This is a genomic window from Nonomuraea sp. NPDC003201 (genome assembly GCF_053590415.1).
Map to the genome: position 1 here is coordinate 1 of NZ_JBSFTC010000258.1, position 16,123 is coordinate 16,123.

A 16,123-nucleotide genomic window follows, 5' to 3' on the forward strand; every position below is an offset into this window, starting at 1 on the left:
ATGAGCGCGGCGATCGCCACCGAACTGGGCGAGGAACTTCGCCGGCACTGGGCTGAGTACGACCCGCTGCCAGATCTTGCGGACCGACCGCCGAGGCGGCGCGCCATGGCTGCCGCCCTGCCAACGCTGACCGCGGTCTCCCGGACATCCTTGTTCGCTGGAAAACTGATGAAGGGCGCACAGGCTGACGAGAAGCGACTGTTCCCAGGCCACCGGTTTTGGGGTGGGAGCCGGGCCGCGATCTTCCACAAGGATGACCTGCGAGGGAAGAGCGCCGGCGGCGCGTTCGGTCCGGAGCTGACCGAAGCCCTCGCCGACGAGCACACACATGTGGCGGTCGTACTGAACACCATCGACGACAGACTCGCCAAAGAGCAGAAGCTCGGCGACGGCGCGTGGCGGCTCGACCAGATCGGAAAATTGCGGGAATTACTGCGTGTGGCCGCGGCCCAGGGCATGGCGGTGATCCTCACCAGCGACCATGGGCATGTCGTGGACCGCAGCGGCGCAAAGATCGACGGCGACGACATCGCCTCCGCCCGACATCGCACCTCCAGCGGCTCGCTACGCGAGACCGAGGTGGCGTTGTCCGGCCCGCGAGTGGTGTGGCCGAACCCGGGTGCCTCGATCGTGGCGCTGTGGGACGCGGACTCCCGCTACACGGCACAGAAGGCCGGCTATCACGGCGGAGCCTCGCTGGCCGAGGTCACCATCCCCGTCCTGGCGTTCCTGCCCTTCGGCGCGGAGCCACCCAAGGGCTGGCGTGAACTCGGCGACCAACGTCCGGCATGGTGGTCTGAGGAGCCGGAAATTCCCCGCCCCGCCGCTCTGGCCCCCACGGCGGAGCTAAAGCCGAAGCGGCGCACTTCGAAGGCGTCGAAAGCGCCGGCTGCGATGGGTGAAGCTCTCTTCGACGTGGTACTTGAGCTAGGAGGCGATGAGGCCCTTCTCACTCCTCGCTTGGCATCGCCCGGTGACGCCCTGGTGAAAGCTCTGCTGGCGTCAGAGATCTTCCAGGCTCAGGTGTCACTGCTGGCGCGCAAGCCTCCCATGGACAAGGTCGAAAGGGCGGTGCGGGCATTGGCCGACACCGGTGCGCTCCCGGTCACCGCCCTGGCCCAGCGCGTCGGCTACCCGGCGGGCCGCGCCGACGGTTTTGCCGCCGTCCTGCGCCAACTACTCAACTATGACGGCGTGCAGGTTCTGGAGACCTTGCCCGATGGGCGCACACTGCGGTTGAACACGGGACTGCTGCGAGACCAGTTCGAACTGGCATGACGAGCACGATGGGAGACTGGCAGGCGTGAACACCGCTCCGCCATCCCGTTCCCCCCAGGTCAGCGCGGTACGCCGACGGGCGGTGATTGACGCGCTGCGGCGCGGTGCTGTCCCCGAGAGCGGGCTGGACCTGCTTGCCACCGGCCTCGACCGATTCGAGTCGGCGCTGGACGCCGAACTGGAGGCTGTCGGCTCGGGCGCGTCGGTGTTCAAGGCCGTGCGGGGAGAGTACGGATCGGGGAAGACGTTCTTCGCGCGATGGCTGGGAGAGCGGGCCAAACGGCGGAACTTCGCCGTCGCCGAGATCCAGATCTCGGAGACCGAGACGCCCCTGCACCGGTTGGAGACCGTCTACCGGCGCCTGACCGAGCGACTCGCCACCGCCAGTTTCCCGCCGAGCGCGTTGCGGTCGGTGGTGGACGCGTGGTTCTACGCGCTGGAGGAAGACGCCCTCGCGGCCGGGGCGGACGAGGACGAGTTGCCCACCGAGGTTGAGAAGCTATTGGCAGCCCGACTCACCGAAGTGTCGCGGCACGCGCCGTCTTTCGCGACCGCGCTGCGGGGCTACCGGGCCGCGCTCGCCGCCGGAGACGAGACCACTGCCGCCGCAGTGCTGGCCTGGCTCGGCGGACAGCCGCACGTCGCCGCCGCTGCGCGCCGGTTCGCAGGCGTGCGGGGGGACCTCGACCACTTCGGCGCACTCGGCTTCCTGCAGGGACTGCTGACCGTGCTGCGCGACTCCGGGCACCCCGGGCTTCTCGTCGTGCTGGATGAGGTCGAGACCCTGCAGCGGGTACGCGCCGACGCCCGCGACAAGGCGCTCAACGCACTGCGGCAGCTCATCGATGAGGTGCATTCGGGCCGCTTCCCCGGACTGTATCTGGTGATCACTGGGACCCCTGCGTTCTACGACGGGACGCAGGGAGTACAGCGCCTCGCGCCTCTGTCACAGCGGCTGGCGACCGACTTCACCGCCGACCCGCGCTTCGACAATCCGCGCGCGGTGCAGATCCGGCTGCCTGGCTTCACCCGGGAATCATTGGTGGATCTGGGAGTGACCGTCCGCGACCTCTACACCGCCGGAGCCGATGCTCCGGGAAGGATCAAGGACTTCGCCGACGACGCGTACATCGCCGACCTGGCACGGGCGGTCGGCGGGGCCCTGGGTGGCAAGGTCGGCGTAGCTCCCCGGCTGTTTCTGAAGAAGCTTGTCGGCGACGTGCTCGACCGCATTGACCAGTTCGAGGACTTCGATCCCCGGCAGCACTACACCCTGATGATGCAGAGCAGCGAGCTCAGTGACACCGAACGGAATTTGGCCGCCTCGGCCGACGATGTCGACCTGGATCTGTGATGGCGGACCCCGGTGACGCCCTGGACAGACTAGACCCGGTCGTCCTACACCACATCGTGAACAGCCTCGGCTGGCCCGACCTGCGTTCGCTGCAGCTCGCGGCGATCAGGCCGCTGATGAATGGTGAGGACGCAGTCCTGCTAGCCCCGACCGCAGGGGGCAAGACCGAGGCCGCTTGTTTCCCCCTGTTGTCCGTAATGGCGCAACAGCACTGGACCGGCGCATCGGTGCTCTACTTGTGCCCACTCAAGGCACTGCTCAACAACCTCCTCCCGCGCATCGACTCCTACGCCCAGTGGCTCGGACGCCGGGCCGCGCTCTGGCACGGTGACGTCCGTGCGTCGCAGCGGCAGCGGATCAGGACCGACCCACCCGACATCCTGCTCACCACCCCCGAGTCGCTCGAGGCGATGCTGATCAGCGTGAAGACCGACCACGTACACCTACTTGGCCGCGTCCGCGCGGTGGTCGTCGACGAGGTTCACGCCTTCGCAGGTGACGACCGCGGCTGGCACCTGCTGGCCGTGCTGGAACGGCTGGAGCGCGTGACCAACCGCGCCATCCAGCGCATCGGCCTATCGGCCACGGTGGGGAACCCGGAGCAACTGCTCACGTGGCTGCAGGGATCCGGCGCCGGAAAACGGACCGGTCAGGTGGTCGCACCTGAAGTCCCGTGCGCGGTCGCGGCCGCGCACGGCTCAAACGCTTCCGGCTCCGAGGTCTCCGGCTCGGAAGGCTCCCGCCCGGCCGGCGACGTTGAACTCGACTATGTCGGCTCTCTCGACAATGCCGCGAAGCTGATCGCCTCACTGCACCAAGGCGAGAAACGGCTGGTGTTCTGCGACTCGCGGCGGCAGGTGGAGCAGCTCGGCGCTGCTCTACGCGCCCGCGAGGTGAACGTGTTTCTCTCCCACGCCTCGCTTTCCACCGAAGAGCGTGCCCGCTCGGAGCGCGCCTTCGCGGAGGCCCGCGACTGCGTCATCGTCTCCACCTCCACGCTTGAACTCGGTATCGACGTCGGCGACCTGGACCGGGTGATCCAGATCGACGCACCCACTACTGTCACGTCTTTTCTGCAGCGCATCGGCCGCACCGGACGGCGAACCGGCACCGTACGCAACTGCCTGTTTCTCGCCACCGGGGGCGAGACGCTGCTCCAGACTGCGGGTCTGCTCCTGCTGTGGGGACGCGGGTGGGTCGAATCAGTGACCGCGCCGCCGGAACCACGCCATCTGGTGGCGCAGCAACTGCTCGCCGTCACCCTTCAGCAGCACCGGATCGGCGACCAATTATGGCCCGAGGAGTGGAACGGCCTGGCCCCCTTTGACCGCTCGGCGGCTCCCATCCTGCGGCACATGCTTGACGCGGGATTTCTTAACGAGGACGGCGGGCTGCTGTTCATCGGCCCCGAGGCCGACGAACGCTTCGGACGGCGCCACTTTATCGAGCTGACCGCCTCCTTCACGGCGCCACCGCAGTTCACCGTACTGGCCGGTCGCCAGGAGATCGGGCAGACCGACCCCTCGGTGCTGACCGAGAAGAGAGCGGGACCACGCCTGCTCCTACTCGGTGGCCGGAGCTGGCGGGTGACCTTCATCGACTGGACACGCAGACGGGCCTTCGTCGAGCCGGCCGAAGGCGGTGGCGTCGCCAAGTGGACGAGCCACGGCATCGCCGGGCTATCCAACAGCTTGACGCGGGCAATGCGTGAGATCCTACTCGGGGCGGATCCGCCGGTGTCATTGACCCGCCGTGCCCAGGCCAAGCTCGCCGAATGGCGAGAGGAGGAAGCGCCCAGCACTGTGCATCCCGGAGGAACGCTGATCACCCGGGCAGGTGACGACGTCCACTGGTGGACCTGGGCCGGATACCGCGCGAACGCAACGCTCGCCGCCACACTGTCGTCGATCGCCGATCCGATCCAGCGGCCGACAGACTTCTCCGTGCTGCTGCGTCAGGACCTGAGTCCTGACGCCTGGCGAGAGGCCCGCGGCAGAGTGGGTGACGGGGAGATCCTGGTGCTGCCCGACGTCGACCGCCGGGCCGTTGCTGGGCTGAAGTTCTCAGCCGTCCTGCCGGAACGGCTGGCGATCGCGACGGTCGCGGCCCGGTTGGCCGACTTCGCCGGAGCCTGCGCCGCACTGACCGAGCCGGTCCGCTTACAACTTGCCCCGCGTGAGGCGTGATACTACTCACCTACGTAACCATGAGCAGTTCGGCCGTTGCTAGGGATCGGCGGGGAGCCTCCGCCAGTGTCACCCTCAAGGCCAACCCGCCGTGCGCTGGCCCCACGGCCGTTTTGAGATCGTTGATCATGTGAGGCTTGTCGAGTCCCATGGTGATCTTCATGGCGCGCGTCGTCACTCGTTGGAGGTACCGCGCGGGGTGTCGCGGGAGAAATAGAACGGAACTCCGGTAGCACGAGTGGCTTTGTGCGTCTGCTCGGGTACCGGTTGTCTGCGATCTTGGGGCCCAGGAGCTGTCAGCCGATTTCTGTGTTCGTCAGTTCCGGACCCACCCGGTATGCCTGGCTCGGAGCCGAGGTCGGGCTCTGCCGGTGACGTCCGGCTTCGCGTGCAAGGCTGAGCGGTGTGGCCGCGCGGCGTGCCGACGGTGCGCGTGTGGTCGTGCTGGCCGATTTGGGAGGTACTGCGGTGGAGTTCACACGGCTGGGTCGGACCGGGCTGAGGGTGAGTCGTGTGGGGCTGGGTGCATAAGCTACGGCGAGGCTGCGGCCGGTATGCATCAGTGGACCTTGGATGAGGATGCCGCAGCGCCGTTCTTCCGGCAGGCCGCTGATAGAGGCGGCCGGCACTGGATCGACGCGTTCGACGGCACCCGGCTCGCGGCCTGTCGCCAGGCCCGCGACTGGAGCCAGGTCGAGCTGGCCGAGCGCCTCGTGCAGGCCCGCACCGATGGGCCGGCGTCGGTCCTCGACGCCGCCTGTTAGGCGTCACTCCTCCTGAGCCCGTGAGAGCCCTCTCTCGTCGTTCGGTGTGAGCATCGCCCGTCGGATGTCTGGAGAGTTCGTGGACATGGTGTCGCGACATTGATGTGGGCATGCGAGGTGTCCACCCTGGTGAGGGACCCTGTAGGTCCTCGTAGTCATGGACATGCTGTCGCCCTCGCTCGTTCCGGCCAATCGATCACGAGCGGTGGGTAGGGTCGGGCCGACCGCAACACCGGTTCCCCCTGTCGCCCGGCCGCGTCTCCGGGCGAGGCTGATCGGATGAGGACGACCCGCCGTGATCGTGGTTCTGGACCCCGAGGCCGCTCGTGCCGCGCTGATCGCCGGTCGGCTGGACTGCCCGTCCTGCCGGGCCTCGCCTCTGCGCCGGTGGGGGTACGCGCAGGTCCGCAGTGTGCGCCAACTTGGTGGCCGCCGCGAGTCGGTGCGCCCGGCTCGTGCGCGCTGTCCCGGGTGCCGCGCGACCCACGTGCTGGTGCCCGTCCAGTCGCCACCGCGCAGCGCCTACGGCCTGGAGCTACTCGGCCAGGCCCTGCTCGCCGGCGCGCACGGGCGCGGTCACCGGCGCATCGCCGCCGACCTGAACGTCCCGGAAAGCACCGTCCGCAGCTGGCTGCGCCGAGCCCGGCACCTGGCCGAACCGCTGCGGGTCCAGGCCAGCATCGCGCTAGTCCGGTTCACCCCCGATGCCTGCGCCACCCTCAAACCTCTCGGCTCACGCCTGGCCGAAGCCCTCGCCGCCTTGGTCGCCGCCGCCATCGGCGCAGCCCGCGTCCTGGGCCTGCACAAGACTCCACTCTGGTCGATCATGGCCATGATCGCGGGCGTCATCTCCTCATCGCTCCACGAGGAAGCTGATCAACCGCCGCCCTGTCGCTGCCGCACGCCCCAACTCAGGCGACAGCATGTCCACGAATCCTCCGCATGACCGTGAGCCTCACCAGCGTGACGACACGTTCTCCATAGTGAGCATCACGGCGACAGCGTGTCCACCGACCCGCGCGCACACCTCCGATCACTGCCTGAAATGCCGGAATCTACACGGCCATCACGAGTGTCGCCGTCATGGACACAACGAGTGTCCGGCAACACCGCCCGACAGATCCGCACGCTGGTGGTGCAGGTGTCCCCCCCGGCTGGTCACCTCCAGCCCGGAGTCGTACGAGGTAGCCGTCCAGCAGCGGCTGTGGGCCGTCTCCGAAGACCTCACCGGGGTGAAGTTCCCCGTCGTTCAGTCCAAGCAGAACTCGTTTCCCTCCGGATCGGCCATCACGATGTAGCCCGCGCTGGTAGGAGGCGTCGGCTCGCCGCGGCGCAAGCGGGTGGCGCCGAGACCGACGAGGCGCTCGCACTCCGCTTCGAGGGCGGCCATCCGCTCGTCGCCGTGCAGGCCGGGTGCGGCGCGTACGTCCAGGTGCAGGCGGTTCTTGGCGGTCTTGCCCTCGGGGACCTGCTGAAAGAAGATCCGAGGACGTACACCCTCGGGGTCCTCCAGAGACGTCCGCCAAGACCTCTCATCACCGGAGTTCCGTTGTCCGTGCATTCTGCCACCTTGTCGTCCGACGAGGCGGATATCTGGTCGGTGTTGGTGTCATCGTTGTCGGCCGGCGATGACGGTTCTGACGGTGGTCAGGGCGATGACCTGGCCCTGGACACGACGGTCGTGGATCTGGTCGATCATTTCGCGGTGATCGACGACCCGCGTCATCCCTCGTGGGTGGTCCACCCTTTGGCCGCGGTGCTGGTGTTGTGTGCTGCCGCGGTGGTGGCTGGGATGCGGGGGCTCACCGCGATCGCCGGCTGGGTCACCGACACCCCGCCGCCGATGCTGGCCATGGTGTATTCCCGGTGCGGTAAGCCGCCGCTGGTGCCGTCGAAAAGCACGATCTGGCAGGTTGGTCACCCGCGTCGACGCGGCTGCGGTGGACGCCGCTGTGGGCCTGTGGCTGGCGGCGAGGGCGGGCATCGACGTCGCGATCGACGCCGGTGAGCAAGCCGGTGGTGACCAGGCACGCGCCGCCGCCGGCGCCACGACGGCCGAGCTTGCAACCGGAGGCTGACCTGATCAAAGATCCGCCGCCTGCCACCATGACGTCGGCAAAACTACACGCCGCGCCCCTTACCAAGCACCGCAAACAACAAGCTTGAACTGTCGACAAATAGCCCGGATATCGCCAGTTCAGGAAGCACGCTGCGGTCATCGTCGCGCGGAACGCACAGCTTTCTTGGAACCTTCATGGTCCGCTGTGGATCAAAGGCGCCCAGAGGTCGGCTCTGTCGGGGTATTCGGCACGCAGTTCGTGTGCGACCCGGTGCAGAGCCACCGCGGCATGATCGGCTGTGCCGCCCAGATGACCGTAGAAGGAGTGCGCGGCAGTGGCGGCGACGTCGTCGGCCAAGGGCCACAGGCTCGCGACGACATGCCGGAAGCCAGCTAGCTGGAACGCCGACGCGAGGTGGATCGCCTCGTCGGCGAGCTGGGTTCCGCGGTGCGCCGTGGAACAGGCGGAAAGGTAGGCGAGCTCGGCGTGGTCGAGGCGGAGCTTGCTGATCTCGGGAATGGCGAGGGTTCCGTCGTACAACCGCAAACCGCCCTGCGACGGTTTGGTGAGGTCGCTCCTGGCGTGACAGGCGAAGTGCATCCATGTCGCGTCGGTCAGGGCAGCCCGCACGAGCTCGGTCGTCGCGTTCTTGTCAGTCAGCGGTGGTGTGTCCGGGTGGTCGCGGTGCAGCGCGGCGGCTTCGGTGACACAGCCGGGAAGGTCGGGCAGGCCTGGTGTCTGTTCGAGTGCGACGGTCAACTGGCGGTGCTTGGCCGAGGCGGGGCGAGTTCGTACGTACGCCAGCGCGCGCAGAGTCGGCGTGTAGGACGAGACCACGTAGTCGAGCGCGCCCGGCTCGCCGGGATTTCCTGCGGCGTGCAAGGGGAACAGGCCCAGCGAACCAGTGGGCAGCCAGCATACCCGGGGCATGCCGCTCGGCCCCAGGGCGGCGAGTATGGGTTCGAGAGCCGATGTCCATAGCCAGCTGAGGATCTCGCGGACCACCCGCTGCCGCTTGAGCGGACCGGCTAGGCGGCTGTGGTCGGCGGTGGCGTCCAGGAGTTCCTGAGCCTTGGCCCGGACGTCGGGGACCTTCAGCAGTGGCAGCGGCACTAACAGCGGGTCGCCTCCGGCCGTGATGATGATCGCATCGCTGCGCAGGATGCCCGCGTTGATCAATACCACAGTGCTGTCGACGCGTAGGTCGGAGAATCGGGGCGGCAGCAGGAAGCGTGCGAAGCGGGGTTGCTGGCGAATCTCGGCGAGCAGGGCGTCTTGCTCTGCCCACAAGCGTTTTCGGTTCTCGACGTACTGGATCGTGTTCGACATGGTGTGTTCGATCTGGAGTTGGTCACGCAGACGCCGGAATCCTTCGGCCAGTCCAGGATGCGCGCGTTCAAGTTCAGTGAGGTCGGTGCGGCTGTCGAGGTCGGCTCCCAGCAGGATGCCCCGGCCCAGCTCTGCCACCTCCACGGCGCGGACTGGATCACGTCGCGCGCAGTGGGCCGCGATCGCATCGGAGACGACGCCGGTGTGTTCAGAGAGACCATGTTCCTGGTCTGCTCGAACACCTTCACGTGGTGCCGTGGATGGCAACAAGCCGACAGCTGTGTCAAGCAGTTCCACCGCCGCGGCATTGTCCCGCATGACCCCTGCCAGCACCCCTGCGAAATGGCCTGCGAGAACGCGATCGGTTGGTGAGGACGCCGTGGCGGTGCGGACGTCCGCGCAGATTTGTGTGATTGTCTCCTCGAGGAGGCCACGTTTGTCGACGTTCAATCGGTACCAGTACGCGTCGGCGAGATTGCTCAGGTACCTCGCGCGGTATGGATGGTCCTCGGCCGTGCAAGCGACCGCCTGTTCTCCCGCGTGTACAGCCAGATCGAGATCGGTTAGATCCTCGGTGCGCTTGAACCGCTGGAAGTAGGCGAGCCCAAGATCCGACCAGACCGCGCCGCGTTCGGGGTGGCTCTCCGGGAGACCGGCGGCTGCCTGCTCTCCCAGGCTGATCGCCCGATCGAGGTCGGCGACCTCGCCACTGTGGCGGTAGCGCCGTTGGTAGATGAGCCCGACAGATGAGACCACGCCGTACCGCTCGGGGTGATCCGTGGGGAAAGCCGCTATGGCCAGTTCGGCGAGTTCCACGGCGCGATCGAGGTCGGCGACCGCGCTGTCGCGGATGTATCGCTCTTGATAGAAAAGCCCGAGATTGGACAACAGGCCTGCGTATGCGGCGGTGTCGGTGCCGGTACGGATCGCCACCGACCGTTCGAGTAACTCGATGGCACGGTTCAGGTCCGCGGTGACGCCGTTGCGGCGGAATCGTTCCCTGTGGGCGTTTCCGAGCCGGGACAGGTCGGACGCCTGGGAGGGATGATCTGTCGGCGTCGCCGCGATGACCTTTTCGGCGAGTGCGATGGCGTGGTCGAGATCGGCCAAGGAGCCGCCGCTGCGGTACCGTTCTCCGTACACGTCGCTGAGGTTGGACAGGAACTTCGTCCGGTGCGCACCGCCGTCTGGGGTCACCGCGAGCGCCTCTTTGGCAAGTTCGAAGGCGCGAAGCAGGTCAGCCGGTACGCCGCTGTCCCTGTATCGCCGCTTGTACGCGAGCCCGCATGCGGACAACGCTGCCCCACGGTTGGGGCTGCTGCGCGGTATGAAGCGTAGCGCCTGCTCGGCGGTCTCGATCGCCCGGTCCAGGTCGGCGTGCGCGCCGCGGCGTGAATGCCGCTTCTGGTAGGCGTTGCTGAGATTGGTCAGCCATCCAGGCTGGTTGGGATGGCTTTCGGGGGTACTGGCGATCGCCTCTTCCCCCGTCCTGATCGCCTGGTCCAGATCTGTGAGCGAGTCCGTTTCGTCGTAGCGCCCGAGGTAGGCGCCGCAGAGATTGGCCAGTTGGCCTGATCGATCGAATCCGGCGTCCGGGGTGAGCGCCACTGACCGTTCGATGAGCTCGATCGCCCGGTCCAGATCGGTCAGGCTGCCGATGAGGTCGTTGCGTTCCAGGTAGCAGTTGCCGAGATTGCCCATCGCCGCGACCAGGTTCGGGTGATGGTCCGCCATGCTGACGGCTTGCTCCCCCACATCGATGGCCCGTTCGAGGTCGGCCGGGTTGCCGTCCCGCGCGAACCTTTCACGCAGGGCGTTGCCCAGGTTCGTCAGCCGTCCAATCCGGTCCGGGTGACCGGCCTGGGTGAGCGCCAAGGCATGCTCGTTGTGCTCAACAGAGTGGTCCAGATCGCCCGGCGGGCCGCCACGTTCGTAACGCACTAGGTGTGCCACAGCGAGGTGCGCCACGACCTGAGGGTCGGGGTCCAGCCGCGCGGCTTTGGCCAGCAAGAACACGCAGGCCTCGAGCACGTCTGATTCGGGTGATCCGAGGGCGGCGGTGAGCAGTCCTACGCCTACTCTGCCCATGGTCTGCGGATCACCGGCCGGGCCTATGACCGCTTTCAATGGTTCGGGGATCGCGTTGCTGTCGTGCGCCACGGGCATGAGCACGACGATCGCGTGGGCGAGTTCGGCGCTCGACTCCGGGCCGGGAGGAATCATGTTGTGACGGTAGAAGTAGAACCAGGCGAGGGCGTACGCAGCCACACACTTCCGTTGCGGGTCAACGGATTGCGCGGCGTCCCGCAATCCCGTCGCCTCGGCCAATGCCGAGCCGCCGAGTACGAGCTCGGGATCTTGTGTCTGTTCCAGCGTGTCGAGCCGTCGGTGCATCAATGCAAGCAGGATGTCGAACGCCATCGTCCGATGCTATTGCTATCCGTGACGGCATCGTCGCGGATGAAGGGAGATGCGGTGAATACGTCGGAACGGCTGGCACTGACCGTGTTCTGTGAGGAGTTGCCTGAGCTCCGTTCGGAATGCGCCCGCCAGACTGCGGCCCGCCAGTTGCTGCTGGCTCACATTGAGGCCGAGGCAAAGGCTCGGCGTCCGATCCTCGGCCTGCTCGCCGAACTGTTGGGCGCTGACCCCGACAGCTCCGCCCGGGCCTTGGGCGCCGGCCTTCCAGGCTCGAGCCCCGGGCAGGCGGATGAGGAACAGTTCGTGTGTCCGGACAGTGCGTGTGCACGCGTCGCGTTCACCGTGCCCGCCGGACCGGCCCCGCGCTGCCGCGTGACCGGCGAGCCTATGGTCCGCTCGTGAACAGCTTCTTCCAGGAACTCGCCAAGAAGTTAGCTGAACGATGGGTCACCCTCCTGCTTGTACCAGGAGCATTGCTCGCCGCGACGACGTGGGCCGGGATACAACTCGGGCACACGCTCGACATCGCGCGCCTCGCCCAGGCATCTTCTGCCGTCACGACGAGCATCGCGCGTCAGCCCGGGGCTGTACAAGCGCTGCTAATCGCCGCGCTGCTGTTGGTGACGACCGGTGTGGGGCTGGCGGTGCAGGCGCTCGCCCCGGTAACGCGCCTGATCTGGCTCGGCCAGTGGCCGCTCCTGGGCCGATGGCGGGTCGCACGTAGGCGAACACGCTGGCAACGCCACGTCGACCGTCGCCTCCAACTCGCCCGAGACCACCCCGGTGGATCCCGCACTCCTGAACAACAGCACTTGATCGACGCCGCCGCCGACCGAGCCAACCGCATCTCGCTAGCCCAGCCCGGCAGGCCCACTTGGATGGGTGACCGGATCCACGCCGTCGAGCGGATCGCGCAGGACCGCTATGGACTGGACCTGACGTTCGCGTGGCCACGCCTATGGCTGGTACTCCCGGACTCCACACGCACCGAGCTCAACGCCGCACACACAGCATTCGCCGCAGCCGTGGCCACAGGTACCTGGGCATGGCCCTACCTGCTGCTCGGCGTCATCTGGTGGCCGGCCGCGCTCGCCGGGGCCGGAATCGGCGTCACGGGATGGGTGCGCGCACGCAGCGCGGTCGCGGACCTGACCGCGTTGTCCGAGGCCGCGCTCGACCTGCACACCCGTACGCTGGCCGTCTCGCTCGGCGTCGGTAATCCGGACACGGCCGGCCCGATCACCATCGCCGAGGGCGAGAAGCTCACCTCCCTCGTGCGCAAAGGTCGTTGAGTGGGATTGGCCCAGGCCCGCCAGTGCCGCGCCGCCGCGCCGAGCAGGGTGCCACAGATGCGCATGAGCACGAGCGCGTCGCCCCCAAGCAGGGTCTCCCCGAGCTAGCGGCGGGCCCCGGCCCGGGCATGCGGCCTCTTCGGGCCCGCGCCGCCGCCGTTTGGTGGGTCTCGTGTCCTTCCATTGGCGGTGCGGGCGCTGGATTGGGCGGACGTCGATCCGGGGTGCCCACTCAGGGAGTGAGCGGTCTCGCCGACGCCGTTTGCGGGAGTCAGCATCAAGGCCCCTGGCCGAGGGGGCGTCGAGCTCGCGGGACATTTTCGCCGACCTTCGCCCGGGTCGCCGCCCACCGCGTTATGCCGGGGTCAGGGGATCGGGGGGGTGGGATGCCTGCTGCGTGTGGTGGTCCAGCAGGCGGGTGAGCAACTGTACGAGCTGGTCGCGTTCGGTGGGGGTCAGCGGTGCGAGCAGTTCGTCGTGGAGGTCGTCCAGGACCTTGTCAAGGCGGCGGAGGTGCCGGCGGTCCTGGGCGGTGATCGTGATGACGTTGCGGCGTCGGTCGTCGGGATCCGGCGCCCGCTCGAGGAGGTCGCGCTCGGCCAGTTCGTTGAGTACGCCGACCATGTCGCTGCGGTAGATGCCGGTGCGTCGGCTCAGCGTCGCCTGGCTGCCCGGGCCGTACTCCTGCAACGAGGCGAGCACGGCGACGTGCCACTTGCGGGCGTCGACCTGGGCCAGCCCCTCGTTCAGCGGATGGTTACCAATCCATTCGGAACCTGGCGCAACACCGCGCGAATCCCTTCAGGGGCGGGGCAGGTACGGACTTGAACCCGTGCGCCGCGGCCGATCGCGGTCAACTGCCTGTTGCTGCCCCAAGATTGTTGTGTCATCGGTGCCTCCACACCCAAACAGGCGACTTGACGATGCTCCCGCGACCGCTTACTCCGGCTCAGGCAGACACCCGTAAGGCTCACCGAAACGGCCATAGGCCAAGAACAGTAGAGCCCAGCGACGAGGATCCCGCCAGCTCCGGACGTAGGTGTTTCCAGCGCAGTGGGAGCTCACGGCGATCTGCCACACCACCGCGCCGACTAAGACGATAACTACTTCCGAGATCCGCTGTTCGGGCAGTCCCACACCGTCAGGCGATGGCCGCTCTAGCTGGTGCATCCGCTAGGTCTAGCGGCTCTTCTAGCGGAAAACCCGCGTCCTGACCTGCTGTCTAGCGCTCTAGCGGCCCCATCCGAACGCCCCCGGATAGACTCCAGGGGCGTTCGCCAGAGAGGCGCGGGCTGCTAGGGCGAGACCTTCCGCTTGCGCAGCGCCTCGGCCACGTCGGCGCGGTGGAAGCCCTTTCGGTTGCGGCCCTTACCGGCGGAGTCGTGGCCCCACGTGTCCTCCGTCCTGACGCCGTACTCCTTCAGGCGGGCGGTCAGCGTGGCGGTCTTGGCGTCGTCTTCCAGGTCCGCCCACTGGCCGTAGGTGTCGGGCCGGAAGTCCGCCAGCCGGTCCACGACCGTGCTGTTCCACACCTTCTCCTCCTTGGCCATGGTCACGGTCAGGATGTCGGCCAGCAGGTCGTACGAGACCCGCTTGGCTGATTCCTGGCCGATCGCGTGGCCCGACAGCGTCCCGGCCGCCTGGCGTACCTGGTAGGCGCGCTCGGCGATCAGCTCCGACGTGGGCCCGTCGAGGTAGGCCGATCGGACGATGATCGGGTCCTCGGCGATGCCGACCGCCCAGGAGATGCCCTTGTCGTTCAGCGTGAACGTGGTGGCCTTGACTCCGGCCTGGTGCATGCCGGTGCCGAGGATCATGTCGTTTTCCTGCCAGCCCATCACGCGCAGGCAGATCCGGATGCCCGCGTTGGCCGAGATCGCCTTGGGTAGGCTGTCCTTGTCCGGGCGCTGGGTGGCCAGGATGAGGATGATCCCGAGGGCGGGGCCGCGTTTGATGATCGCGGTCGTGTACTTGGCGGCCTCCTCGCCGTACTCGTCGTCGGCGAACAGTTCCTGGCACTCGTCGATCGCGACCACCATCGGGTGCAGGCCAAGGTCGCGCCGCGCGGCGAGCTCGGGCGTGACCTTGAACTCGGGCGCCTGGTGGCGCGGCAGGCCATCGATGACCTCCGCGCGCCGGTCCAACTCGGTGTACACCTCAGCCAGCGAAACGACGCACGCCGCCTTGGCCGCGTCGGTGGCGCCCTTGGCGTAGTGGTGGGCCACCTTCTCCAGCGCCGACAGGTCGCCGGTACCCTTCAGCTCGAACAGCCGCAGCTCAGCCAGCGGGTCGAGCGCACAGGCCAGCAGTAACACCCGCAAGGCGAACGTCTTGCCGTAGCGGGGCATGGAGCCGATGAGCACGTTGGCGAACATGAGCAGGACCGAGACCGGCCGTCCGCGCTGGTCGTTGCCGTACGGGATCGGGTCGAACAGGCTGACCTGGCCCGACTTCAGCAGCGGCCAGGCGGGCTGCTTGGCATTGCGCATCTCCTGGTCTCCTACCCATAGGACCAGTCGGCCGGGGTGCTCCTCCGACACGGGTTCGGGCCAGACGCAGCCCAGGGCGCGCCGCAGGCCGGAGGCGAGCTTGTCGCGCTTCTCTAGCACCTCCCCCACGGTGACGCCGAGCGGGAGATCCACCTCGGCTCGCCAGCCCGGCCCATCCCGCATGATCGGGGCGGGGAAGGTGATGCCGCGCCCTGCCTTGCCGAGCGCCTGGTTGATGGCCGAGATGCCGAGCGAGCCGAGCGCGTCCAGCACCTGGTCACTGGTGAGCTTCCGCACTCGGCTCGGAACCACTGCCCGGTCCAGGATCGGCTTGTCGGCGGGCGACCCGATCAAGCCCGCCGCGGCAACGAGCACACCGACAATCGCCCAGTGCACCCACGTCGGCGTGGTCACCGCCACAAAGACGCTCGCCAGCACCAGAGTGATGGCACCGATGAGGAGAGTCCACAGCCGGGCCTTGACCCGGCTGTCGCGCTGGCGGGACAGCGCGAGGTACTCCGCAGCCTCTTCCTTCGACACGGCCGCTCGGCGGACCGGGCGACCTTCCAGGTCGAACAGCCAGCGGACCAGTTCCACGAGCACCCGCCAGGTGCCGGCAGGGGTCCGTGCCAGAAGCTTGGCCGTGTACTTCGGGATGCGGAGCGTGTGGTAGGCCAGCACGTAGCCGGTGTGCTCGGCCTGCCACTTGAGCACCTGCAAGGCACCTGCCCGCGATCTCAGCCACACTGGGACCAGCGGCGACCGCTCCTGGCGGCGTGCAGCCAGTTCGGCGAGCAGGTCCACCGGGCCGGACTCGGGCGGCTGATCGACCGGGACCACCCTGCCCTCAAGGACATCGTTCTCGTTCGCAACCTCCTGTGTCGGCTTCTCCGAGGCGGGCGCGGGGGCGTTCTCGTGGGTGAGCGGCGAGATCTCATCCTGGAAGGCGA

The 16,123-nt window shown here is 67.7% G+C and carries 12 protein-coding genes; 8 read left to right on the forward strand and 4 right to left on the reverse strand.

The genetic code is table 11. The features are described from left to right. From pglZ to ACWDX9_RS47730, 5 genes are all read left to right on the forward strand, one after another. The coding region (pglZ, locus tag ACWDX9_RS47710) for a BREX-2 system phosphatase PglZ (RefSeq protein WP_449967327.1) at nucleotides 1-1,278 on the forward strand (1,278 nt) is incomplete at its 5' end. Nucleotides 1,279-1,303: 25 nt separating this feature from the next. After that, nucleotides 1,304-2,632: a BREX system ATP-binding protein BrxD gene (brxD, locus tag ACWDX9_RS47715; RefSeq protein ID WP_449967329.1), complete on the forward strand. Its 1,329-nt coding sequence runs from the start codon at nucleotides 1,304-1,306 to the stop codon at nucleotides 2,630-2,632. Continuing rightward, on the forward strand, nucleotides 2,632-4,818 hold the full coding sequence (locus ACWDX9_RS47720; RefSeq protein ID WP_449967332.1) for a DEAD/DEAH box helicase: 2,187 nt from the start codon (nucleotides 2,632-2,634) through the stop codon (nucleotides 4,816-4,818). The genes brxD and ACWDX9_RS47720 overlap by 1 nt, the downstream gene beginning before the upstream one ends. Nucleotides 4,819-5,372: 554 nt before the next feature. Continuing rightward, nucleotides 5,373-5,582 (forward strand): hypothetical protein, encoded by a 210-nt coding sequence (locus ACWDX9_RS47725; RefSeq protein ID WP_449967334.1) that lies wholly within the window; start codon nucleotides 5,373-5,375, stop codon nucleotides 5,580-5,582. A 295-nt stretch (nucleotides 5,583-5,877) separates the two neighbouring features. Further along, complete coding sequence (locus tag ACWDX9_RS47730; RefSeq protein ID WP_449967336.1) at nucleotides 5,878-6,528, forward strand: sigma factor-like helix-turn-helix DNA-binding protein; 651 nt, start codon at nucleotides 5,878-5,880, stop codon at nucleotides 6,526-6,528. Between the two features lie 303 nt (nucleotides 6,529-6,831). Here ACWDX9_RS47730 and ACWDX9_RS47735 read toward each other — a convergent pair whose 3' ends face one another. Then, entirely contained in the window at nucleotides 6,832-7,143 is a 312-nt protein-coding gene (locus ACWDX9_RS47735) for a VOC family protein (RefSeq protein ID WP_449967339.1), read from the reverse strand. A 9-nt stretch (nucleotides 7,144-7,152) separates the two neighbouring features. On the opposite strand from ACWDX9_RS47735, the gene ACWDX9_RS47740 reads away from it, so the two are divergent. Then, entirely contained in the window at nucleotides 7,153-7,590 is a 438-nt protein-coding gene (locus tag ACWDX9_RS47740; protein ID WP_449967341.1) for a transposase family protein, read from the forward strand. 244 nt (nucleotides 7,591-7,834) lie between these two features. On the opposite strand, the gene ACWDX9_RS47745 is transcribed toward ACWDX9_RS47740, so the two are convergent. After that, nucleotides 7,835-11,392: a CHAT domain-containing protein gene (locus tag ACWDX9_RS47745; RefSeq protein WP_449967343.1), complete on the reverse strand. Its 3,558-nt coding sequence runs from the start codon at nucleotides 11,390-11,392 to the stop codon at nucleotides 7,835-7,837. A 6-nt stretch (nucleotides 11,393-11,398) separates the two neighbouring features. Here ACWDX9_RS47745 and ACWDX9_RS47750 point away from each other — a divergent pair, with 6 nt between their 5' ends. Further along, nucleotides 11,399-11,794 (forward strand): hypothetical protein, encoded by a 396-nt coding sequence (locus ACWDX9_RS47750; RefSeq protein WP_449967346.1) that lies wholly within the window; start codon nucleotides 11,399-11,401, stop codon nucleotides 11,792-11,794. Beyond that, entirely contained in the window at nucleotides 11,791-12,684 is an 894-nt protein-coding gene (locus tag ACWDX9_RS47755) for a hypothetical protein (protein ID WP_449967349.1), read from the forward strand. Before ACWDX9_RS47750 ends, ACWDX9_RS47755 begins: the two co-directional genes overlap by 4 nt. A 354-nt stretch (nucleotides 12,685-13,038) precedes the next feature. On the opposite strand, the gene ACWDX9_RS47760 is transcribed toward ACWDX9_RS47755, so the two are convergent. Both ACWDX9_RS47760 and ACWDX9_RS47765 read right to left on the reverse strand, forming a co-directional pair. After that, nucleotides 13,039-13,386 (reverse strand): MarR family winged helix-turn-helix transcriptional regulator, encoded by a 348-nt coding sequence (locus ACWDX9_RS47760; RefSeq protein WP_449967352.1) that lies wholly within the window; start codon nucleotides 13,384-13,386, stop codon nucleotides 13,039-13,041. A gap of 593 nt (nucleotides 13,387-13,979) precedes the next feature. Further along, on the reverse strand, nucleotides 13,980-16,123 hold a 2,144-nt coding region (locus ACWDX9_RS47765), incomplete at its 5' end, for an FtsK/SpoIIIE domain-containing protein (protein WP_449967354.1).